This is a genomic window from Gordonia sp. UBA7860 (assembly GCF_002500165.1).
GTDB lineage: Bacteria > Actinomycetota > Actinomycetes > Mycobacteriales > Mycobacteriaceae > Gordonia > Gordonia sputi.
This window is the reverse complement of sequence record NZ_DLSO01000127.1, coordinates 6,423-32,182: the sequence shown is the minus strand read 5'-3', so window position 1 is coordinate 32,182 and position 25,760 is coordinate 6,423. Positions and strand designations below refer to the sequence as shown.

General features: G+C 67.1%; 4 protein-coding genes. All 4 read right to left on the bottom strand.

What is annotated here, in order from left to right; genetic code table 11:
* From entS to B3T59_RS16280, 4 genes are read right to left on the bottom strand one after another with little or no spacing between them, the layout of a single operon-like run.
* Positions 1 to 1,314: an enterobactin transporter EntS gene (entS, locus tag B3T59_RS16295; RefSeq protein WP_287004328.1), complete on the bottom strand. Its 1,314-nt coding sequence runs from the start codon at positions 1,312 to 1,314 to the stop codon at positions 1 to 3.
* Positions 1,311 to 14,789, bottom strand: a complete 13,479-nt coding sequence (locus B3T59_RS16290; RefSeq protein WP_287004327.1) for a non-ribosomal peptide synthetase — start codon at positions 14,787 to 14,789, stop codon at positions 1,311 to 1,313. The genes entS and B3T59_RS16290 overlap by 4 nt, the downstream gene beginning before the upstream one ends.
* Positions 14,786 to 22,435: a non-ribosomal peptide synthetase gene (locus tag B3T59_RS16285; RefSeq protein WP_287004326.1), complete on the bottom strand. Its 7,650-nt coding sequence runs from the start codon at positions 22,433 to 22,435 to the stop codon at positions 14,786 to 14,788. Before B3T59_RS16285 ends, B3T59_RS16290 begins: the two co-directional genes overlap by 4 nt.
* The gene (locus B3T59_RS16280) at positions 22,432 to 25,752 is read right to left on the bottom strand and encodes an amino acid adenylation domain-containing protein (RefSeq protein ID WP_287004325.1); all 3,321 of its coding nucleotides are present in this window, start codon (positions 25,750 to 25,752) and stop codon (positions 22,432 to 22,434) included. Before B3T59_RS16280 ends, B3T59_RS16285 begins: the two co-directional genes overlap by 4 nt.
* Positions 25,753 to 25,760: the final 8 nt, after the last annotated feature.

The window sequence follows — 25,760 nt, the reverse complement described above, 5'->3', positions numbered from 1 at the left end:
TCAGGACAGCGTGCTCTCCACCGGGTGGTCGTTACGCACCGCAACGACCGCCCGCAGCACGAAGGCCGCGATGATCGACAGGACGAGCAGCGCGAGCCCGTAGTAGACGATGGCATCCGATGCGGTCCAGATCGTGCCGAAGACGCCTGCAACGAGCGCACCGATCGTCACGCCGCCGACCTCCTGGGCCATCCAGATGCCGTTCACACGTCCCAACAGCGGACCGGGAGTGTGGTGCTGGATGAGGGAGTACCGAAGCACCTCCTGCGTCGCCTCGAGATATCCGACGATGCAAAGCAGGACAATCGCGAGCCAGGCCACCGGTGCGAATCCGAAGAAGACCTGGACGAGCGACGCGCCGGCGAGTGCGCCGAGCAACACGACACCGGGACGCCGCACGCCTGCCAACCATCCGCTGGTGAGCGCACCGAGCATCGCGCCGCACGCGACGGCCGCATACAGCAGACCTGTGGCTCTCGCGTCGCCGCCGAACCGCTGCGCCACCAGCGCGGGAAGGAGTGCGACGAGGCCGGCGCCCAACATCGCCAGGACGCCGACGATCATCACGCCGAGCACGACGCGTTGCGAGGTGAAGAATTCGAGGAGCGATTGCGGCGACTCGCTGTGCGCCGCGTCCGCGGCGTTGACCTGAGCTCCTCCGGAAGCCGACTCCGACTCCGCGCCAAGGGTTGCAGCGGTCGGTGGCATCGACGGGAGGCCCAGCAGGATCAGCACGGTCAGCGTCGCCAGGATCGCAGCGATGGTGTAGGCCCACTCGACTCCGGCAGCCGCGATGATCAATCCGGCGATGGCAGGCGAGATCGCGGTCCCGACCCGCACGGTCAGTGAACTGAGTGCGCCGACGGCCACGAGTTTGTCTCGTGGGATCAGCGTCGGCACCGCAGCCATCAGCGCCGAAGTCGAGAGGGAGCCGATCAACCCGTCGACGCCCGCAAGAACGTAGAGAGCCACCACCGACGTCGCGCCGAACACACCGAAGGCGTTCAGTGCGAGGCCCGCGAAGCTCAGTGCCGCGCCCGTGCGTCCGAGAAGAATGAGTTTCTTGCGATCGAACCGGTCGGCGAGAACACCGCCGACCAGCATGCCGACGAACGTCGTGACGCCCGTGACGGCAGTCACCGCGCCGACCTGTGCCGACGACCGGGTGAGGTCGTACATCTGGATCGGCACCGACACCATGAGGAGTCCGATGCCGATGATCGAGATGAGTCGGGCGCAGAAGATGCGGCGGAAGGCCGCACTCTCGCGCAGGGGACTGATATCGATCAGTACCCCACGTACCTTGCCGCTCATCGACCACCTTCCGTCTCGCCGCTGTTCACGCTTGCCGATTCGGCAGTATTCATGTTCGCCAACTCGGCAGTACTCATGGTCGCCAATTCGGCGAGGGCAGCCAGCCATCGATCTGCCAGACGCGCAATGGCATGCGCGTCGATCATTCCGGGCTGATAGCTCCAGGTTGCCGACAGTCGTGGCCCGTCAGGACCGTCGACCGTCGCGACGTCGACGATGAGTCCGTAGCCTGCCGGCATCTCGTCGTCGGGTCCGATGTCGACCGACTCGGGCGCCATCGACCACCCGTCGAAGGCGAAATCGCGGTATCGGCCAACATAATTGAACTCGATGGCCGCACTCGGCAGGTCGGTGACCGCCCGAGTGGTGGTTCCGTCTCCACCCGCAGAACCGTACCTGAGCAGACCGTACCCCACGCCACCATCCGGGATCGTCGCCCGTTGCGCCGCGAGGCTCCTCGCCTGTGTCGCCGCGTCGTCGGTACCGCCGACCCGGATCGGATGGACCGCCGTGAACCACCCGACGGTGCCGGTGAGATCGGCACCGGGAACCAGATGTTCGACGCGGCCGTGTCCCTCGGAGTCGACGAGCGTCGGGGTGCTGATCGCCGCGCCGAAGGCGCCCAACAGCACCTCGTCGACGCCGACACCCAGCCGCGCGCCAACCGGACCGAGGACCTCCCGCGCGATGTCGGTGTCGACCTCGACGCGGTGTCGGAGCACGGTGCCCTGACGGTCGCGAGTGGGATCGAGGGGACGCGAGAAGACGGCCAGCGGATCTAGATCAGCGGTGATCTGATGCCAGAGGTCGGCCTCACCGCTGCGGTCCAGGGCCGCCAACTCGCGTGCCCACACACCGAAGTCGGTCGATACGTGTGCTAGCGAGATGTCTTCCGGTGCAACACCTGCGGTCAGCTGCGTGTACGCGGCAATCAGTTCCGGGACGAGCACGCGCCACGACACACCGTCGACGACGAGGTGATGGATGGCCACCAGCAGACGGCCCGGTTCATTGCCCCGATCGCTCCACGCTGCCGCGATCATGCGTCCTGCCACGGGATCCAGGCGAGAGCGCACAGTGCGTGCGAGTTCGGTCATGTCTGCGTCACTGCCGTCGACGACGAGCACTTCGGGAACGACGCCGGATTCGGTTGTGTCCTCGCGGATCTCGAAGTGCCACGGCGACGCGGTGTCGACGAGCCGTGCTCGCAACATGTGGTGGCGGGACACGAGAATGCTCAGCGACCGCGTGAGTGCGTCGACGTCGAGACCCGCGGGAACCGTGAGCAGCGCCGACTGGTGGAAGCCACCGATGTGCTCGGCGTTACCGCTCGTGAGGTCGTCGAGCCAGCCGACGATCGGTGTGGCAGGCACAACGCCAGCGGCCACTCGGGGGAGTTCCGTTGTGGCCCCGGCACGTTCGACCGTGTCTGCGAGTCCGACGATGGTGCGGTTGACCATCACGTCACGAGGACTGAGTGTGAAGCCCTCGGCGCGCAACCGGGCGACGAGTTGCATTGCCACGATGCTGTCGCCACCGAGCTCGGCGAAGTCGTCGTCGAGTCCCACCTGGGCGGCCGGCAATTCCAGCACGTCGGCCACGGCGTGACACACTCGCCGCTGCACGTCTGTCTCCGGGGCACGCACCTCGTGGTCGAAAGTTGTCTCCGGCAGAGCGCGACGATTGATCTTGCCGTTCGGCAGGGTGGGCAGCGCGTCGATGACGACAACGGTCGCGGGAACCATGTAGTCGGGTAGTAACGCCCGTACGGCAGCACGCAGGGCTGCGGGTTCCACCGGAGGCTGCTTCTCGCCTGCATGGTGATCAGCCACGACATAGCCGACGAGTCTGCCTGCCCGCGCGACGACGAGCGCCGTCGTCACACCTGGCATCGACGTCAGCGCCGACTCGACATCACCGAGTTCGACGCGGAAGCCGCGGATCTTCACCTGGTCGTCGGCTCGGCCGCGGAAGTCGAGTTGGCCTTCGCGCGTCCAGCGAACCGTGTCGCCCGTGCGATACATCCGCGACCCGTCGGCCTCGAACGGATCGGCGACGAAACGCTCAGCCGTGAGGTCACCGCGACCGAGGTAGCCGCGTGCCAATCCCGCTCCGGCGAGGTACAACTCACCGTCGACACCGTCGGGAACCGGCATGAGTGCCGCGTCGAGGACGTAGGCTCGCGCCCCGTCGACGGGACGGCCGACCACCGGATGCTCGGCGTCGGCCGCGCGTGCGACGAGAGCGTCGACCGTCGCCTCGGTGGGTCCGTACAGGTTGTAGGCGTCGGTGCCGGTGAGTTCGCGATAGCGCTGCCACTGTGCGTCCGGAACCGCTTCGCCACCGAAACCGATGGCGCACATGGATTCTTCGGCACCGCCGAGTTGACGCAGGTGTGATGGTGTCAGCTCGAGGAAGTCCCAGTTTTCGGCACGCAACTGTGCGGCGAGCGCTTGCGCGTCGTGCTGGGTATCGGCGTCGACGATGCTCACCTCGTGGCCGTCGAGCAGCCACAGTTGTGGTTGCCACGAGGCGTCGAAGGCCAGTGACCACGCGTGGCCGACGCGCAGGCGATCACGCCCGGCACGGCGACGTGCGGGCTCATGGAGCATGCGCCGATGGCTCGCGAAGAGGTTCGCAAGACCGCGATGGGGCACCACGACACCCTTGGGTGTGCCCGTGGACCCGGAGGTGAAGATCACGTAGGCGGGGTGGTCGGGTAGCACTGTTGCGGCTCGCTCCAGCACAGGCACCGAATCGGCCTGTGTTGCAGCGAGAATCGGGTCGGCGAGGTTGTCGATCACGCGTCGCGGCGCCGCGACGCGGGTCATCGCGGCAACCCGCTCGGGCGGTGTGCCCGGCTCGATGGGGAGATAGGCGGCACCCGCGACGAGTACGCCGAAGATCGCTTCGAGTGCGACCACACCGCGTGGCAGCGAGACCACGACCACGTCCTCGGGACCGATGCCCTCGGCCGCAAGCCTGGCCGCGATCGTCTTGACGCGCAGATCGAGTTCGCCGAACGTACGAGTGCCGTCATGGCCTCGAAGCGCAGGCGCAGATCGATCTCGGGCCACCGCGGCGTCGAACAACTCGGGGAAGGTCGACGCGGGAGCAGCAGGACGATGGAGGTCACGCAGTTCCGTCGTGATTCGGATGTCGAGGTCACGTAGGGGTCGATCCCGTTGTGCCGCCATGAAGTCAAGGATCATCACGAGCCGCTGAGCCATCGATTCGACGGTGACCCGGTCGAACAGGTCGGTGCTGTACTCGATCACGCCACCCACCCGCGGCGTCACGCCGGTGGCGTCCTCGGTGAAGTCGAACGACAGATCGAACTTCGCCGTCGTCGGGAGCGGAGACGCCATGCCCGCGCTCCCGTCGGTTCCCGTGGTCCCGTCGGTTGACGGCTCGGGCAGTCGCCCGTCGACGTAGACCACCATCGTCTGGAACAGCGGGTTGAGCGCCGACGAACGTGACTGCGCCACCGCTTCGACGACCTGCTCGAACGGGACGTCCTTGTTCTCGAACGCCGACAGGTCGGCTGCGCGGATCCGTGCGAGTAGCTCGGCCACCGTCGGGTCACCCGAGACGTCGGTGCGCAGCACAAGCGTGTTCAGGAAGAAGCCGACGAGTTGGTCGAGGCGTGCGTCGTCGCGCACGGTGACCGGCGATCCGAGCGGGATGTCGGTGCCTGCACCCAGTCGCGACAGCAGAACCGCCACGGCCGCCTGGAACACCATGAACATCGACGTTCCGGTCGATGCGGCGAGTTCCTTGAGAGCTACGACGGTGTCCGGGCGAACGCCGACGAGGACTCCGTCACCACGACCCGACGGACGCGGAGGCCGGGCCCGGTCGTAGGGAAGTGACAGCTCCTCTGGCGAACCGTCGAGGGCGCGGCGCCAGAAGTCCAGTTCGCGTCGTCCTCGGTCGTCGGCGAGCAGATTCCGCTGCCATGCGGCGAAGTCGGAGTACTGCAGTGCGAGATCGTCCCACTCGGGTGCAATCTGTTGTGCGCGTGCACGATACGCGGTGTCGAGGTCGGCACGCAGCGGTGCTGCCGACCATTCGTCGGTGGCAATGTGGTGAATCGTGACCACAGCGAACTCGGCCGTCGTTGCCACGCGAATCGGTATCTCGGTGGCGAGGTCGAAGGCGTGTGCCGCGTCTGCGTGCAGTTCGGCGATGTCGGAGACCACACGCATCGGAATCTCCGGAGCGACGAGGACGTCGGGGCGGTCGTCCGGGTACCGCGTTCGGAGTATCTCGTGGCGGTCGACGACGTCACAGACTGCTGCGCGCAGCACGTCGGGGTCGATGGGAGTTGTCCCCTCGGGTCCGCCCGGCCGCCATAGCAGCGGCACGTTGTAGGTGCTGGTGGGACCGGAAACTCCCGCGAGCGTCAGCATCTGGGCCTGGCCGAAGGAGAGCACCGGGTCGGCGTCGGCACGACGAAGCAAACTCGTTGTGTCCGAATGCGATTGTGCCGACGCGGAATCCCCATTGGCGACGAGCCACTCGGCCAGTTGAGCGATGCTCGGTTCGTCGAAGACGGTCCGGACCCCTACGTCGTACCCGAGTGAGCTGCGAATCAGGTTGGCCAGCTTGATGGCGGCGAGCGAGTGGCCGCCCAGGGTGAAGAAGCTCGCGTGGATATCGGCGACGTCGGTCCCGAGCACCGCCGAGAAGATCTCGGCGAGGTCGGATTCCAGTGCAGTCCGCGGGCTGGTTCCCTGCGCACCGTCGACGGTCGGTGCCGGTAGCGCACGGCGGTCGAGCTTGCCGGTTTGATTCAGCGGAAACGCGTCGAGCACCATCAGCGGTGATGGGATCATGTAGTCCGGCAGCAGCGTCGAGAGTTGACGTGTCGCGGACTCGACTACGGAGCCTTTCTGCGATGCACCGGCTGGCGAGTCACCAGCGGGGACGATCCAGCCGACGACACGATCGGAGTCGACGGCTACCGCGGCGTCGGCGACCAGTGGGAGCGAACGCAGCGCCGCCTCGATCTCTCCGAGTTCGACGCGGTTGCCGCGTACCTTCACCTGGCTGTCGATACGGCCGAGGTATTCGAGGACGCCCTCTCGACGGCGGACCAGATCGCCCGTCCGGTACACGCGTGCGCCCGGCAGGTCACCGGTCGGGTCCGCGACGAAGGAGCCCGCGGTGCGGGCCGGGCGGCCGAGATACCCACGGGCGAGCGGTGTTCCGCGCACGTATAGTTCGCCTACCGCGCCGTCGGGTACACGCTGCAGCGACGTGTCGAGGACGAGGAGATCGGTGCCCGCGATCGGACGTCCGATCGGTGCCGTACGGGTGGTCGCGTGGGGAACTGCGGTGTGATCGGTGACGACGACGGTGGTCTCGGTCGGACCATAGGCGTTGATCAGTGCGAGCGACGGTGCCGCGGCGAGTACGTCGTCGACGAGTTCGGTCCGTAACGCCTCGCCGCCGACGATCATGTGACGCAGTGAGTCGAGGCCCGGCAGGTGGGGGACGAACAGCTCGAGCAGCGACGGAACGAAGACCGTCGTCGTGACCCCGTGGGCGCCGATGATGTCGGCGAGTCTGCGGGGGTCGCGCTGTGCGCCCGGCTCAGCGACCAGAACACGCGCGCCGACGATGAAGGGCAGCAACAATTCCCACACAGCACCATCGAAACCGACAGGCGTCTTGGCGAGAACGGTGTCGGCGTGTCCGATACCGCCGCCGGGCATCGTCTGCACGCGCCACCGCAGCACGTTCACCACGCTGCGGTGGCTTACCACCACGCCCTTCGGCCTGCCCGTCGAACCCGACGTGTAGATCACATAGGCTGCGTCGTCGGCACGTACGTGAGGCAACGCAGCGTTCGTGAGCGCCGTCGCAGTGTCCGCAGAGTCCTCATCGAAGAGACCGTCGTCGACGCTGATCGTGGGGCCACTGACTGTGGCCAGTGTCGAGCTGCCGCTTCCGACGATGACGGCGGCGGGGTGCGCGTCGTCGAGGATCGTTGCGACCCGGTCGGCCGGTGTGTCGGTGTCGATCGGAAGGTAGGCCGCACCCGCGCGCAGTACGCCCTGTAGGGCCGCCAGTTGTGCCATGCTTCGTGGCACGAAGACGGCAACCACGCCGCCGGGTCGCACGCCGAGGTCGACGAGTCGGGCAGCCAAGCGTCTGGTCGCCGCGGCGAGCTGGGCGTAGTCGACCGATCCACCATCGGTGTCGGACAACGCTATTCGCGACGAATGCTGCTGCGTGGCGTCGTCGATGAGATCTGTCACCGTGTCGTCGTGATCGGCGAGTGCCTGCGCACCGCGCTCGGCGTCGCGGGCGGACGCCTCGTCGTCAGCGCTGAGAAGCCCGATCCGATCGACGACGATCTCGGGCGTCGCACTGACGGCGCGCAGGATGCGGGCAAAGCGTGCGAGTAGGTCCCGAGCGGTTGCGGCGTCGAACATCGCGGTCGCGTACTCGAGTGCGAGCGTCAGTTCGCCGGTCTCGGTGTTGTCGACGACGGTGAACGCGAGGTCGAACTTGGCGGACACGGACGTCAGGTGCTCGAACGTGGCCGGGACTCCGAGGAAGCGATCGGGCATCGCGCCGAACGGCAGATATCCGACGCTGACACAGAACAACGGATTACGTCCGGGCACACGCCGCGGTGCAAGGTGTTCGACGATCTGCTGGAAGGGGATGTCCTGGTTGTCGAATGCTGCGAGATCCACTGCGCGGACGCGATCGATGAGTTCGTCGAAACGCGGGTGGCCGCCGACGTCGGTGCGCAACACCTGGGTGTCGACGAAGAATCCGACGAGGTCGTCGAGCGCGGGATCGTTGCGGCCGGACACCGGTGAGCCGAGCGGGATGTCGGCTCCGGCGCCCACCCGGTACAGCAGTGTGGCCACGGCCGCCTGGGCGACCATGAACATGCTGGCTCCGTGGTCGGCGGCGATGCGCGCGAGAGTCGAACGGGTGTCGGCGTCGACGACGGTCGACTCCGTTGCCGCTGGGCCGGGCGGACCGGGACGTCGTGGGCGGTCGCGGGGGAGTGCGAGCTCCTCGGGGAGGTCGGCTAGTGTGTCGGTCCAGAAATCGAGCTGCTCCTGCCCTCTCTCGCTGATCCGATCACGTTGCCACAGTGCGTAATCGGCGTACTGCACGGGCAGTGGCGAGAACTCGGGTACCGCACCGGTCGCCCGTGCGGCGTAGGCAGCGGTGAGGTCGGTGAGCAGTGGTCGATCCGACCATTCATCGGTGGCGATGTGATGCATCGCGATGGTCAGGACCGCAACGGTCGACGACTCGTCGGGTGCGTTGACCTGCGCCACCTGTACGCGAATCGGCGGCGTCGTACGCAGATCGAAAGCGCGCGTGAGGAACTCGCGTGTCACCTCGGTGACATCGGCACCGGCGGCGCGCACCTCGACCACGTCGGGGACCTCTGCGGGATCGAGAACACGTTGGTACACCTCGCTGTCCGCGGTGGTCTCGAAGACGGTGCGCAGGCTCTCGTGGCGCGCGAGTACGTCTCTCATCGCCCCCGATAGGGCGTCGGTGTCGATGGATTCGTGCACGCGCACGACGTGGCCGTAGTGATACGAGATGTCGTCGGGATCCATCTCGTAGAGCACCCAGAGTCGTTCCTGTGCCGGCGAGAGCGGGATGCGGTCCGGCCGAATACCGGTCGCGATGTCGGTGGTCGATCCGGTCAGTTCGGTGCGCGCGGCGATGTCGGCGGGAGTCCTGGCCTCGAAGAGGTCGCGGATGGCCAGTTCGGCGCCGAGTTCGGCGCGCAGTGTGGAGACGAGTCGCATCGCCGCCATGGAGTGACCGCCAAGTGCGAAGAAGTCGTCGTCGATACCGACCGCGCATCCCTCGTCGGTGTCCGGGAGACCGAGGACCTCGGCGAAGACCTCGCAGAGCCGTCCTTCGAGCTCGGTGCGTGGTGCGCGTCGCGTACCGCCGACCTCGGGGACGGGCAGCGCCTTCACGTCGAGCTTGCCGTTGACGGTCATCGGGAACTCGGTGACTGTGGCAAACAGGGTCGGGACCATGTAGTCGGGGAGGTTCGCGCTCAACTCGCGTCGCAATTGCGCATAGTCGAGCTCCGAGCCCGCGTCGGTGGGAATCACGTACGCCACCAGACGTTTGACATCGGGTGCTGCCGGATCGGCGGTCGCCACGACTGCCGACGACGCGATCTGTGGCAGCGCGGTCACCGCGGCATCGATCTCGGCGAGCTCGACCCGATAGCCGCGGACCTTGACCTGGTCGTCGGTGCGTCCGAGGAAGTCGAGGTTTCCGTCGGGACGGATCTTCATCGCGTCTCCGGTGCGATACAGGCGGCCTCCGTCGGAGAACGGATCCGCGACAAACCGCTCGGCCGTCAGATCGGGCCGTCCGAGGTATCCACGTGCCAGTCCCGCGCCGCTGATGTACAACTCGCCCGGCACCCCGGCGGGCACCGGCCGCAGCCAAGGGTCGAGCAGGTGCGCAGTGGTGTTCCAGATTGGAGTACCGACTGACGATGTCGGTGTTTCGTCGGTGCCAACCCCGAGGGTGTTGATCGTGTACTCGGTCGGGCCGTAGAGGTTGTAGCCGAGGGTGTGCGGGTGCTGACGAAGTGCGGTCCACACGGGTTCGGAGACGGCCTCGCCACCGAGCAGGACGAGCGCGGGCACGTGGTCGCCTGCGAGGAGACCGTCGGCGAACAACTGTGCGGCATATGTGGGCGTCACGTTGATGACGTCGATGCGGCGGGTCTCGCAGTAGGCGACGAGCGCCGTCGAATCGGCACGGAGTTGCTCGTCGGCGACGTGGACCTCGTGGCCCTCGACGAGCCACAGCAGTTCTTCCCACGACATGTCGAACGCGAACGAGACCGTATGCGCGATGCGGAGTCGACCGCTGACACCGGCCTCACGAGCGAGCGCGATCGCGGGTTCGAAGACCCTCTCGCGGTGGTTGAGCTGCATGTTCGTCAGGCCGCGGTAGGGCGTGATGACACCCTTGGGTTTACCCGTCGAACCCGACGTATAGATCACGTAGGCGGGTTGATCCGGGTCGACGTGGGGGGCAACCCATTCCGGCGTTGTGGGGTTTGGCAGGTCGTCGACCGTAAGCGTCGGCAGGGTGACCGTGTCGAATCGGTGCGCCACCGAGCTGTGGGTCAGGATCAGCAACGGCGCCGCGTCATCGATGATGCCGTGGAGCCTGCCGTCGGGATGATCGAGTTCGAGGGGGAGATATGCTCCGCCGGCCCGCAGGATCGCGAAGAGCGCGACCACGGTCTCGATCGACCGGGGGATCGCCAGTGCAACAACAGTTTCCGCTTCGACGCCGTGCTCTGCGAGCACCTGCGCGACACGGTCGACCTCGCCGTCGAGCTGGGCGTAGGTGAGACGCGAGTCGCCGTAGATGAGTGCGTCGGCGTCGGGGATCATCGCAGCGCGCTCGGCGAGCAATCCCGACACCGTGGTGTCGGGTAGTCGATGGAGTGGGCCGACGAGCGCAACGTCCGAGTCGAGTGAGAGGTCGAGGGAGGCAACCGCGGTGTCGAGGTCGCGACCGATCGACTCCAGTGCGCGGCGGAATCGTGTCACGAATCCGTCGGCGTACCGATGTTCGATCAGGTCGTCGCGATACTCGAGTCGGAATCGAATCGATGCGCCAGGAGTCACGACGAGCGCCAGCGGGTAGTGGGTGTGGTCGAGACTGCCCTCGCCAATGACATCGTGTAGCGCCGACTGCTCGCGCTCCTCTTCTTCGGTGCGGAAGTTCTGCAACACGTAGAGGACGTCGAACAGCACCGGATGCCCGGTCTCCTGCTGCAACCGGGCCAACCCGATGTGGTCGTAGGCCATCAGCGCCACCCGGGCATCCTGACTGCGGCGCAGGAAGTCTCGCACCGATTCCTGCGGATGCAACACCGTTCGGACGGGGACGGTGTTCAGGAACAGTCCGATGACGGTGTCGAGGCCGGGCACCTCGGTCGGGCGGCCCGCGACGGTCGAGCCGAACGCGACGTCGGTGACTCCTAGGACGCGAGACAGCGTGAGGGACAACGTTGCCGAGATGACGGTGTTGAGTGTGACGCCAGCACTTCTCGCGTCGGCGCGGAGTGACTCCGACGCGGCGACACCGAGATCGACCTCGATCCGACGCGGCGCGCGAGGCGTCGATCCCACCGCCCGCGGAGCGACGAGCGCCGGCTCGGTGTAGCCGTCGAGGTGTGCCTGCCACGCCTCGAGTGCGTCGGCGTCAGACGTGTCAGCGATCCAGGCGAGGTAGTCGCGCAGCGACGCTTCGGGAGTCGTGGCCGGGGTGCCCTCGAGATGGGCGAGCAACCGGGACACCACGAGCCCGCCAGACCAGCCGTCCCACAGCAGGAATCGACGATTGACGACGATGCGGTCGTGCTCATTCGGCAGGTGGATCAGCGTGATGCGCCAGAGTGGTGCGGTGCCGATCGGGATCTCGCGGACGCGGTCGGCGTCGAGAACCGCGTCGAGCTCGAAGTCGACGACGTCGGCCGACGCCGCCGTGAGGTCGACCTCCGCGATGATGGGATCGACCACGTTGCGGATGATCTGGACAGGGGAGCCGTCGACCTCGACGAACGCGGCCCGCAATTCGGGATTCTCGTCGAGTAGCGCCCGTGCGGCGCTCCGCAGCGCCTCGACGTCGATTCGGTGGCCGAGGTCGAGCCAGAACTGTGCGGTGTAGATGTCGTCGGACGCGTCGACCTGCGACTGGAAGAACAAACCCTCCTGTAGGGGTGTCAGCGGCCAGATGTCGTCGATGGTTCCGTGTTCGCGGGTGAGTCGTTCGACGGTCGCGTCGTCGAGTGTCACCAGACGTCGATCGGCGTCTGCCATCACTCGGTCGGTGATGGCGTGCGCCAGGGTGTCGGCGTGCGGGATGACTTCCGCGTCGACGTCGACGATGACCGACCAGCCGGTGTGATCGGGAGAGTCGTTGCGCAACAGCCGGATCGAGACGGAGTGTGCGGTCGGCAGTCCGTGGTCGCCGACCAGCACGTCGGGTGCGACGATCTGCCCCGCAGCGGTGGCGTCGGTCAACGCCGCGCCGACCTGTGGTGAGAGATAGCGCAGCACGTCGAGACCCGGCCCGTTGCCGAGGGTCGGGTTCGAGCCGTCGGGGAGTGAGGGATTCGCCAGGTCGACGCGACGCGGTTCGAGTGCCTGCAGCGGGCCCACCGTGCGTGCGCCGACGCGTTCACCGCCGACGGCTCGCAGGTCAACGGCCAGGTCGATCAGGAGCTCGGTTGGTGCGGCGGCACCGAAGACGTCTGCGACCGCGCCTGCCAGCGCCGCAACGAGGCCGTGCTGGTTGGGACGTTCGACGTTCGGGTCGTCCACGTCGACTCGAGAGGTGCGTGTCGTGTGATCGGCCCGCGGTGTGCTGGACGCGCCGTCGATGCGCGGTAGCGTCGCTCCCGGCGCGAGCGTTTCGAGATAATGCGCCAGCGCGCCGACATCCGCCGCTCGCCCCGCCAACCCCGTTGCCACAGTGCTGAGTTCGGTGTCGGGGGCATCGACGTCGATGTGCCGACCCGCCGCGGCGTCGTCGAGCGCGATCTGCAGATCGGTACGGAGGATCTCCGCAGACGTGGGATCGATGAGTGCTGCGTCGAACGCGGCGACCAACTCGCCGGTCGCAGGCACGAAGGTCAAGCCGCGTCCGAGCGGTTCGGCCGGCGCGCTGTCGGCAATCGAGACGGGAATGGAGCTGTCCTGCGCGGATGCGGTCGTCAGGGTCCACAGGATCGGGGCTGGCCGATTCACCGCGGTACGCAGCGCCGGATGGGTCGCAACAAGTGCAGAGGCGATCTCGCGGACGGCGTCGGGAGTCACGGTCGACGACGCCCAGGCGCGAACAATGCGGGGCGGCAATGTATCCAGGTCGATCTGGCCTTCGCGAAGTCGCGCCAACGCAGGCGTGAGCGATACTGCGCCTGCAGCTCCGTGCGTTTCGGTGTGAACCGTTCGAATCGCAGCGTCGAGGTGCCCGTGGGGGGTGAACGTGCGGAGGCGTGCGGAGGGAGCCGCGGCGAGTGCCCGCAGGAAGGCGGCGTAATCCTCGCCGATACCGTGCGCCTGCTCAGCGGCGTCGGCGACCGTGCGCACGACGACTTCGGCGGGCCTGTCGCGACGCCTCAGCTGGATCTGGATCTCGACATCAGACACCGGCCCGGACGCTAGGGCGTGGAGCGAGAGTGGTTGGCCACCAATGGTCTGCCGCGACGTGTTCGCCATGACGTTCACGCCGAGACCGAACATGCGGTACGGGCCGTCGGATGGTGCCGGAGTACCCGAGTCCCTGGCCTGCACTGCGAGAGCACGGCCGAGATCCTCACCGCGAAAACGACTGTGGGCGAGGAGTGCGAATACCGCGCGTTCGGTGCGAGCGGCGAGGTCGGCGAGATTGTCTCGCGGGTTCGCGTCGACACGCAGCGGCAGCACGCTCGTCACCATCGACGGTGTTGTGCGCACTCTACGGTCAACACGCCCGGTCACAGGCAGTGCGAGTACCAGGTCGGTGCGGCCCGTACGCACGTGGGCAAACGCCGCGACTGCGGCGATGAGCAGGACGGTCGGTCGAACCCCGGCATCACGCGCCAGCGCGCGCAACGGGTCGAGGACTTCGAGGGGAATGTCGAAACGCGACGCGATGATTCCGCGGCCGGGCACCACATCGTCGTCGAGGAGTCGCACCGGCTGCGGTCGGTCGCCCATCCGCGCCAACCAGTAGTCGGCATCGGTGGCGAAGTCGGCGCCTTCACGGTAGTCGCGCTCGGCGTCGATTACCGGGAGTAGTCGCCAATCCCTGGGTCGTGATGGCCGGGCGTTGTCGGATGCCCCGGAGCCATCCGAAGCCCCCGAAGCTTCCGATGCGCCAGATGCGTTCGTTGCGTCGTAGTGTTCCTGGACCGCCTGGGTGAAGAAGCCGAGCCCCATGCCGTCGCAGACGAGGTGGTGAACCTTCAGAAACACCAGTGTCGGGTCGGGCTGCGCGGTCCCCGGGTCGGTGACGGTACGGGCGGTGCGCAGGATCGTGCATTCGGTGAGTGGTCCGTGCTCGACGTCCATCGGCAGCGCGAGCTGCGAAGCCATCCACTCGCACGCATCGGGGAGAGGCATCTCGCGGACGTCGACGTCGAAGTCGGCAGTAGGCAGGACTCGCTGTCGCACGTCGCCGCCCTCTTCGACGAACACGGCGCGCATCGCTTCGGCATTCTCGAGAACCGCGAGGACAGACCCCCTGAGTCGTTCGACGTCGGTTCGTGCGTCCACCTCCACGTAGAGCCCGGTGACGTAGAGGGCCGGGTCGCCGGATGCCTGCATCGACAGATAGATGTCGCGTTGGCCGGCGAGGACAGGCAGTGTGACATCGTGTGCGTCGCCGTGTGTGCGGAGAGGAGTGTCTGCGTCTGTCGGGGCGTTGCCGTCGGGGCGTGTCGAGGTCACTGATTGACTCCGGATTCTGCAGGCGCCGCAAGCGAATCGAGCGCCGCACATAGTGCGTTGGCGAGCTCACGCACAGCGGCGTCGTCGAGGTGGTCTGGTAGGTAGCGCAACGTTGCGGCGACGACGGGACCCGACGACTCGTCACGACAGACGATGTCGATCTCGAGTGGGTACGCGACGCCGAGTCCGGGGTCTGGATCTGCTGCGAGCGCTGTCGATTCCGCCGAGGGTTGCCACGGCGAGCCCCCGCCGACGGTGAACCGCCCGAGATAATTGAGCAGCACCGACGGACGCGACATGGTGGCGAGCGCGCCCGACAACTGCGGGTTGAGGTAGCGCAGCATGCCGAATCCCGCTCCGGCAGAGGGCATTGCCGTCCACGCGTTCTCGGCGTCGGCGATCGCGTCGCCGATGTCGTCGGTGGCGGATAGCCGGATCGGTGCGACGGTCGTGAACCAGCCCACCGTGTGTGACAGATCCGCGTCGATACCGAACTCGTGTGCATCGCGACCATGACGCTCGGTGTCGACGATGAGGTCCCCTGTGTCGAGAGCTCGTGTTGCGGCGACACGCAACGCCCCGAGGAGCAGCGACGTGATCCCCACACCTCGGCGGGTGGGTAGATCGGAGACGAGCGACGCCGAGGTTTCCGGAGACAACGTGGCGACGTGTCGTCGCTGGTCGGCGACGGTGCCCGACGTGGGGAGCCGACCGGGCACCAGTTCGCCTCCCGGTGCCAGCACCTGCGCCCAATGGGCAGCCTCGTCGAGCAGTGCCGGATCGGCGGCTCGCTCGGTCACGGCGGCGGCGAAGGCGTGCAGGGGTGTCGGAGTCGGAATCGGTTGCAGCTCAGCACCTGTGGTTGCCGTCTCCCAGAGGGTACGGAGATCCTCGAGCAGGATGCGCCGGGAGACGCCGTCGACGGCGAGGTGGTGAATGACCAATATCAGTCGTCCCGCGATCGGATCGTCGGGCGAGTCGGTCGTCAACCAGGTCGCGGCGAACATCAGTCCCGTGGCGGGCGACAATCTGCCTGCGGCCGCGGCGGATTCGGCCGACACCGCTGCGGCGAGCGCGTCCGGGTCTTCGAAGACAGATCTGTCGAGCGTGACGGTCCGAAGGACGTCGTCGACGTCGACCGAACCCGGGGGCGCACTCTGCATGGTCCAGAGCACACCTGCGACGGTCTGCAACGAACTCCGCAGCGCCTCATGGGAATCGAGCAGTGCACGGACCATCGCGCGGAGAGTATCGGCGTCGAGTTCCGCCGGGGTGTCGACGACGAGCGATTGATTGAACCTGTCGATGGCGCCACCGATCTCACGGAGTCGTTGGACGATCGGCAGGAGCGGAATGGGTGTCGGCCCGGTCGCCGATGCGTCGTCGCGGTTCGACGGAGCGGCAGGCGTGGTGTCGTCGATCCACTCGGCGACCGAACCCAGTCCGGCTACGGTGCGGTGGGTGAAGACATCCCTCGGGGTGAATCGGATACCACGTCGCCGTGCGCGATTGACCAGGGTCGTCGAGACGATGCTGTCGCCGCCGAGAGCGAAGAAGTCGTCGTCGACGCTCGGCGGGTCGGGGAGTCCGAGGGTGTCGGCGAAGATGTCGGCGAGCGCGGACTCGATCTCGGTCGTCGGTGTACGACCCTCCGCGGTGCCGACCTCCGGCTCAGGAAGTGCTGCGGCATCGGTCTTTCCGTTGACGGTCAACGGGATCGAGTCGACGATCAGCACGGCCGACGGGACCTCGTGCTCGGGGAGGGCGTCGCGCAGCGCAGCGTGCAGGGATTCAGGAGTGACGTTGTCCCCGACGGCATAGGCCAGGATTCTGTCGGCGTCGCTCGGGCCGGGCCGGGTCAGGACGGCGGCGTCGCGCACACCGGGCAGAGCCGCGAGCGCGGCCCGGATCTCCCCGAGTTCGATACGGAAACCACGGATCTTGACCTGCGTATCCGCGCGACCGACATAGATCAGGGCACCCTGCCTGGTCTGACGAAACAGATCTCCGGTGCGATAGAGCACCTGACCGGTGCCCGAGGGGTCGGCGACGAAACGCGTCGCGTGTAAAGCCGGACGCTGCAGGTAGCCGGCTGCGACCTGAGGGCCTGCGAGGTACAACTCGCCGACGGCGCCAACGGGTACCCGGCGCAGGTATCCGTCGAGCAGGTGGCCGGTGAAACCTGGTAGCAACGCACCCACATCACTGCCCGTCGCTGCATCGATGATTTGCTTATCGAGCACCAGATACGTTGCGTGGACGGTGATCTCGGTGATGCCGTACATGTTGACCAACGTGGTCCGCGGATACCGCCGGACGAACGATCGTAGGCGCGGCAGATCGAGCGCCTCGCCGCCGAAGATCACGTAGCGCAGTGACTCCAGTGCCGATCCGGCCCCAGCGGTCTCGCGGTCCTCGGTGTCTGCGAGGTCTGCGGCATCGAGGGCGAAGAACGCCGACGGCGTCTGGTTGAGCACGGTGACGCCCCGCTCGCCGATGAGAGTGGCGAAGTCGGCGGGTGAGCGCGTGGTGGCGTGATCGGGCACGACGAGGTGGGCGCCGGTCGAGAGCGGACCCCACAGTTCCCACACCGAGAAATCGAAGGCGTAGGAGTGGAACAGCGTCCACACGTCGTTCTCGTCGACATCGAACAGTTCCGTCGTGGCGTCGATCAGCGCGACGACGTTGCCGTGAGTCACGGTGACACCCTTGGGCTTTCCGGTCGACCCGGAGGTGAAGATCACATAGGCCGGGTCGGCCGGGGTGAGTTCGGTCTCGAAAGTCGCTGTGACCGGATCGGAGTCATCTGCTCGCTCGAGGTAGTCGGCGTCGACGACCACCGTCGGGGCGGCGTCGTCGAGCGTCGACGCTTTGCGCTCACCCGGGTAGGCGGGGTCGATCGGAACGTAGGCGGCTCCGCAGCGCAGTACTCCGAGGATCGCGGCGACGAGGTCCGTCGAGCGCTCCAGGATCAGTGCCACCGAGTGGCCGCGTCGCACCCCGTCGCGGTGCAGGCGTGCGGCGATCGACGAACTGTGAGCGTCCAGTTCGCGGTAGGTGAGAGTGCGCGTTCCGTCGGATACGGCGGGACGGTCGCCAAAGGTGCGAGCGGTGGCGGAGAAGATGTCGACAAGGGATCGCCGAGGAGGTGCGATGTCGGGTGCGGGCAGCGCGGGAAGCTCAGCCGACGGGCCCAGACGCAACTGTGCGACGTGACTGCTCGGGGCGCCGACAAGGGTGCGCAGGATGGAACTCACGCGTTCTGCGAGATCGGCGACTGTCGCTTCGTCGAAGAGCGCCGCGGCGTACTCGACGCGCAGTCGGATGCCCGCGGAGCGAGCAAGCTCGACGAACTCGAAGGTCAGGTCGAACTTGGCGGTGCGGGAGTGCGGGAAGACCGGTTCTGCACGCACGCCGGTGAATTCGGGGGCGACGATCGGGTCGCGGTACTGGACCATCGTCTGGAACACCGGGTGTCGGCTCAGTGCTCGTTCCGGGGCGAGTGCCGTGACGATCTCGTCGAACGGCACATCCTGCGCGGCGAGGGCCGCGACGTCGGTCTCCCTGACGCGGCGCAGCACCTCGAGGAGCGTCGGATCACCGGAGAGGTCGGTGCGCAGCGGCAGGGTGTTGATGAACATGCCGATCAGCGACTCCACGGACGCCGACGCCCGGCCGGCCACCGGGGTACCGACCACGATGTCGTCGCCCGCTCCCGACGCGTTGAGCGCGAGTGCCACCGCGGCATGCGCTGCCATGAACACGGTCGCGTCGAGTGCCCGGACGGCCGAGCGGAGCCCGCCGAGAACGTCTGCGTCGATGACGATCTCAACTTGGCCGCCAACGGGATCCGGCGAGGTAGGCCGCGGGCGGTCGTAGGGCAGGTCGAGTTCAGCGGGTGCATCGGCGAGTTGGTTTCGCCAGTAGTCGAGCTGGCGGTGCACAAGTGATCGGGGATCGTCGACGGTGCCCAGCCGCTCGATCTCGGCGAGGGTGTGATCGGCGTACTGGAGCTGCGGCGCGGCAACCGGCGTGCCGTTGTACCCGGCGGCGAGCTCGTCGAAGAGTGTTGCGGCCGACCATTCGTCCGCGGCGATGTGATGCACCGTGAGGAGTAGCACCGCCGAAGCCTCGGAAGCGCGCAGGAGATCGGCGCGCAAGGGGAGATCCGCCGACAACTCGAAGGGGCGCCCGATGAGACTGTCGATCGTCGCGTCGAGGTCCGCGGGTTCGATGTGATGGTCGTCGATCAGCACCCTCGCGTCGTCGACCCGGTCGACGACCTGAGCGTCGTCGACGATCCGAGTGCGCAGTGACTCGTGGCGTTCGACGATGCCGTCGAGCGCGCGTTGCAGTTGCGCCACATCGATTGGTCCGTCGAAACGTACGGCGAACGGAATGGTGTACGCGGCATCGCCGATCCCGCTCTGGAAGGCAAGTCGGCGCTGTGCCGGCGAGAGCGGAATGCGTTCGGGGCGCTGCGGCCGCTTTGTTTCCGCGCTGCCGGTGACGCCAGCGGGCGTGGATTCGGGAGCGTCGCCGTCGTCTGCGAACAGGGCCGCGAGGTCGACGAGTCGCGGGTGGGCGAAGACCTCGGCAACACCGACAACGCGTCCGGTTGCCACGCGCAGCCTGGTCAGCACACGCGTGGCAGACAAAGAATGGCCACCGAGGTCGAAGAAGTTGTCGTCGACGCTCGGCCGTGCGGTGTCCGCGGCGTCGAGGCCGAGGACGTCGGCAACGGTGTCGACAACGAGCCGCTCGAGGTCGGTGCTCGGCTCACGTCGAGAGGTAGTGCGCGGCGAGGTCGGAGCGGGAAGCGCCCTGCGGTCGGTCTTGCCACCCGGTGTGCGAGGCAGCGAGTCGAGTCGTGTCCACGTGGCTGGGATCATCGCTGCGGGCAACGTAGCGACGAGTGCGGCCGGGACGGCGTCGGGGGCCTGAGCTCCGGCAACGTAGACGTCCAGACGAGTGTGTCCGTCATGATCCTGGCCGGCCACCGCCACAGCGTCGTCGACGCCGTCGAGTGCGAGGACGGCCTGTTCCACCTCACCGAGTTCGACGCGGGTGCCGCGGATCTTGACCTGCGAGTCGGCTCGACCGAGCAGTTGCAGGCTGCCGTCCGGAGTGATCAGACCACGATCGCCGGTGCGATACATCCGATCGCCGGACCCTGCCGGGTTGGCGACGAATCGCGTTGCCGTCCAGTCGGAATGGCCGTGGTAGCCCCGTGCGAGTTGGACGCCGGTGACGTACACCTCGCCGGGACGGCCAACCGACACCGGATGCAGGTGGCGGTCGAGTACGACGACACCAGCGCCCGGGACCTGCGTGCCGACGGTGATCGTGCCGACCGCGGCAGTGACATCTCTGGGGGCGGTATCGCCAGGGGAGCTGGAAACCGCGCTCGAGTCGATGCGGATCGTCGCGGTCGTGACGTCTCCCGCAACCTCCGACGACCCGTACGAGTTCACCACTTCATCTGCGGCGCTGGCTAGTTGAGCAGCAGTGCTGTCGGGAAGCGGCTCACCGGAGACGATCCAGCGGCGTATCGACGCGGTCGGTTCGGGTCGCGCTGGTCTTTCGGAGGCTGTGGCGTCTGAGGCTGTGTTGTCAAAGGCTGGGCTGTCGGTGCCGGGATTGTCGGTGCCGCGGCTCTCCAGGGCGAGGTCGACGAGTGCTCTCGCCAACGACGGCACGGCTGTGACCTGGTCGACGGCGTGGCGGTCAACCAGCTCGACGAGTGCCATCGGGTCGCGCGCGGAAGTGTCGTCCGCGATGGCGACCGTTGCGCCTGCCGCCAGTGCGCCGAGGATCTCCGTGGTGCCGTCGATGAACGCGATGGCGCTTTTGGCGAGCACGACGGATCCGTCCCACCGCTGCGCGGCCCACGCGATGCGATTCGCCAGCGCCGCAGCTGTACCCACAACGCCCTTCGGTGTCCCGGTCGATCCTGACGTGTAGATCAGATACGCGGCGGACTCAGGATGCGGCGTGTGCGGGGCTCGTTCGGGCGAATCGACGGCGTCGGCGCGAATCTCGTCGAAGGTCTGCTCGTCGAGCACGAGTACGGGAGCGGCGTCGTCGAGCATGAATCGAATACGAGCCGGAGGGTAGGTCGGGTCGATCGGTGCGACGACCGCACCGAGACGGACAACGGCAAGGATCGCGACGACCATGTCGATGCCACGCGGTAATGCCACTGCGACGACGGATTCGGGTTCGATGCCGCGAGCGCTCAGTACATGAGCGGTTCGCGCCGCGAGCACGTCCAGCTCGCGGTAGCCGACGCGTCGGTTACCCGAGACGAGTGCGGTTCGTCGTGCACGGCGTAGTGCGGCATCCGAGATCTGCTGGGCCACCGGGACATATGGCAGCGATTCTGAGGGGAGCGATTCTGGCGGGGTCATGGCCGGCGGGGTCACCGTGAGGCTACCCAGGAGTTCCTCACGCGACTGCGCGAGCAGAGTCAGCCAGGCGATGACCTCCTCGAGCAGATGCGGGTCGGCTCCACGCCGTTCGAGTACCAGCCCGATCGAGGGTTCGTCCTCGACGAGAAGCGTTGCGGTGAAGTCGTTGTCATCCTCGATGCGGGGGCGCACATCTCCGCGAGGGAAGCTCTCGAACACGACGATCGACGAGATCGGGCCGCCGAGGTCGACTGCCGAGATGATGTCGGCCAGCGGCACGTGATGGCTGCCGAGCAGGGCGAGTTGCTCGCGCTGCAGTCGTGTCAGCGTGCTGCCGACGGTCTCGCCCGGGTCGATGCGCACCCGAACCGGGACCGTGTTGATGAGCATGCCGACCATCTCGTCGACGCCGGGCACCGAGGGATCCCGTCCCGAGACGACCGTTGCGAAAACGACGTCGTCGCTGTCGTTGCGGTCAGCGAGGACAAGCGCCCACGCGAGTTGGATGACGGTGTTGAGTGTCGCCGACGACTGCGTCGCCACGTCACGCAACGCGGCGGATACGTGGACGCTCAGGCGTGTGCGTAACGGCACGCTCGGCGTGGTCGGCTCGACGATGTCCATGATCGTCGACGCCTCGAGATCCGCGAGGGCATCGACCCACGGACCGACATCGCGACCCCGTGAGGCAATCCAGCGTGCGTAGTCGCTGATCGGGCGTATCGGCGCGAGCGTGTCGCCACGGTACGCGTGCACGATCTCGCTGAACATCAGGTGCAGCGACCACCCGTCCAGAGCAACGTGGTGTGCCACGACGAACAGCCAGCGAGGGCGACCGGACTCGGTCGCGAGTGTAAAGCGCAGTGGCGGAGGTGAAGTCAGTGCAATGCCGGCTGAGCGGGCGTCGGCGCGCAGTGTGTCAAGGCCGTCGTCGAGAGTGGAGATGTCGACGACGGGCAGTTGCACCTCGACCGCGGTGTGCACGCGCGCGACGGGCTCGCCGGTCCGTCGACGTGTGTAAGAGGTTCGCAGCATCGCGTGTCGAGCGGTGACCGTCGCGATTGCCTCACGAAGCCGGTCGACGTCTACTTCCTGTGGGAGGACGGTCGTGAGATCGAGGTCGGCGAGGATCAGATACGGATCGACGTCATCGGCGCCACGGGGGGCCGTCGATCGGTAGACGATCGCTTCCTGCAGACCGGTGAGGGGTAGGACGTCTTCGAGCGCTGCGCTCACAGCAGGTCACCCTCCATCAGTTCGTTGAGTTCGTCGTCGTCAATCCCCGCAGTAGTGGCGCCCGCCCGGTCTGCAGAGAACGGTTGGTCTGCCGAGAACCGCTGGTCTCTCGGGAATTGCTGGTCTGTCGGGAACTGCTGGTGGGCGGGTTCTGCGTTGCTGACGCTGCGCGCGACCGATGCCAGGCCCTCGACCGTGGGATGGTCGAAGATCTCCAGTGGTGTGATCTCCCAGCCGGCCGATGCCGCGGCGCTGACCACTCGCACGGCGACGATGCTGTCGCCGCCGAGCGCGAAGAAGTTGTCCTCCGCACCGACCGTGGGAAGTCCGAGCACCGAGGCGAATACGTCGGCGAGCTCGGTCTCGACAGGACCCGATGGCGGTCGCGATCGGGCGGCCTGCGCGGCATAGTCGGGTGCGGGCAGTGCTCGTCGATCGATCTTGCCGTTGGGCGTGAGGGGAAACTCATCGAGCACGACGAGCGCTGACGGCACCATGTAGTCGGGGAGGATGGTGGCGAGTTCGCTCCGCCACGACTGTGCCAGCGCTGTGTTGTAGGCAGAGTCTGTGTTGTCAGCAGAGCTGCTGTCGGAGTGCGTGGTGACGTAGCCGACGAGTCGCCCGTCCACGGAGGTCACCACCGCGCCCGCGACGGCGGGGAGGGCGGAGAGTGCGGTCTCGATGTCGCCTAGTTCGACTCGGAACCCGCGCACCTTGACCTGATGGTCGGTGCGGCCGAGGCAGTCGAGCCGTCCGTCCGGGCGAATGCGCGCCAGATCTCCGGTGCGATACATGCGCGCGCCGTCGGTGAACGGGTCGGCGACGAATCGGGCGGCGGTCATGCCGGGCAGGCCGCGGTATCCGCGAGCGAGTCCGTCGCCGCTGAGATAGAGCTCGCCGACACGTCCGACGGGCACCGGGTGCAACGTCGAATCAAGCACGCGGACACCGGTATTCGCGATCGGTGTGCCTATGGTGACGTCGGCGTCGTCGTCGACCTCAGCCGTCGTCGACCAGATCGTCGTCTCTGTCGGTCCGTACATGTTGCGCACCGACCGTGCGGAAGCGACGAGACCTCGAGCGACGTCGGAGGGCAACTGCTCGCCGCCGACGAGGACGTCGACACTCGCCAGTGCGGACCCCCATCCCGCACCGAGAAATGCCGACCACAACGACGGCGTGGCCTGGACCACGTCCGGCCGGTGTCGCGAGATGAGCGCCGCGAGTCGCGCCGGATCGTGGATGTCGTCGTTGTCGGCAAGAACCACACATGCTCCCGCCGACAGCGGCACGAGTGTCTCCAAGAGTGCGATGTCGAACGATATCGTCGTCACCGCCAGCAGAGACCTGCGCGGCCCCAGGCCTAGTCCACTGACCATGTGATCGGCGAAGTTCCGCAGGGCACGGTGCGGGATCACCACACCCTTCGGTGTGCCCGTCGACCCCGACGTGTAGATCAAGTAGGCAGCCGAGTTGCCGACCGGGTCGCCCGACATGGCCGTGACCGGCAGTGGGCGCGGATCGGATAGGCGACGGATCTGAACATGGCGGCCTCCGGATGCCACGACGGCGGGTTCGGTTATGGGAGGTTCGATGATGGCGACAGGTGCGGCGTCGGCGATGCTGGCTTCTCTGCGGTGGGCAGGAAATCCAGGATCGAGCGGGAGAAAGGCTGCGCCACTACGCATCACGGCGACCAACGCGACGATCAGGTCGATGCCACGGGGGAGTGCGATCGCGATGACCGAGTCGGGAACGACTGGGCCCAGGCGTGCCACGAGGTCGTCTGCGCGACGATTGAGTTCGCGAAAATCAATGGTGTCGTCGCCGAATCGCACCGCGATCGTATCGGGTTCGGCAGCCGCGATCCGGGCATCGAGCGGGGTCGGGTCGATCGGTGCTGTCGTGCCGGAAGGGAGAACCTCCACGTGTGCTCGCCCGGTGTCAGGCGCACCGGATTCTGGCCCATCGGATATGTGCTCGACGATCCGCATGGCGCCGACGGGACGTGTCGGCTCACGCAGGAATTCGCCGACGAATGCCGCAAGTGAGTCGGCGATCCGAGCGGCGTGTGCTCGGCTGTAGATGGCTGCGTCGGCGTCGACTGTGAGTTCCAGGTCCGAGCGGTCGGGGTTGGAGCGGTCGGGGCTGGAGCGGTCGGGGTCCGACGGCCCGAGGTCGAGCGCTGTGATCGAGAGATCGACAACCGGACCACGACGCAGCGAGCGGACCGTCGCGGTAATCGCGCAGGCGGCGAGTGATTCGGTACTTGAGGAATCAGGTGTTGGGGAATCGGGTGTTCGGGATTCGGCACTTCGGGACTCGGGAGTTCCGGCTTCGAAGGTGACGGTGGAGCCAAAGGGCTTGACGTTGACCGTCGGTCCCACGACACCGTCGACAGCGCGGCGTCGTGCGTCGCGGAGAATGTCCTCGCCGCGGTAACGCGCATGGGGAGCGATCCGGCGAATCCCAGCGGCGGCGTCGGCGGCGAGCTCGTCGGCAGTCACCGCAGGTGCGACCGTAACGCGCAGCGGGACGACATTGACCGTCGTGCACACGACATTGGCTGTGGGAGAGCCGAATCGGTTCATCATCGGGAAGCCGATCACGACGTCGTCGCTGTCGGTCGCGCGCGCACAGAACGCCGCAACGGCGGCGGCGAGACGATCAGGAGACATCGCGGCTCCGCCCGCACCGCCGACTACGGATCGAGTCGTGTGCACAGCGGCTGCGATCCGATGGCCACGTGGCGTGTCGCCCAAGGTCAGGGGACCAGTGACGCGCGCGAGCTCGCGGCTCCAGAATGCTGCGCTCGCACCGGCATCGGGTTCCGGCGGAAGGTCGACGACGCTCCCGAGGCGTCGGGTATCACCCGGATCCGCGTAGAGGCGGCCGATGCGTCGAACAAGCAGACCGAGGCCGTAGGCATCGATCACGATGTGATGTGCGACGACGAGTAGTGCCGTGCACCCGCCCGCATGCAAGATCTCGACGACTGCGCACGGGCCGGATGCGGGGTCTATCGCCACCTGGACCGCGGCTTGCGCATACTCATCGATTGCGTCGGCGTCGTCGCCGAGATCGTGATCGGCGACCTCGATCGGTGCGCCGAGTTCGACAGTCACGCCGCCGTCCTGTTCGGAGAACACCGAGCGCAATCCGTCGGCTTCAGCGACGGCTTGGCGAACGGCGGCGGAGAGGCGACCAGGTTCGGGCCGAGCGTCGAAGTCGACGAGCTGACCGATGGTGAACACATCGGGATTCGGCGCGACTCGATGAGCGAACCACAATCCCTGCTGCGCTGACGTGGCGCGCATCAACACCC

What these genes read in the sequence shown, in the direction of transcription:
- B3T59_RS16280 (WP_287004325.1), bottom strand. Translation starts at nt 25,752, where the DNA reads ATGCGCGCCACGTCAGCGCAGCAGGGATTGTGGTTCGCTCATCGAGTC.
- entS (WP_287004328.1), bottom strand. Translation starts at nt 1,314, where the DNA reads ATGAGCGGCAAGGTACGTGGGGTACTGATCGATATCAGTCCCCTGCGC.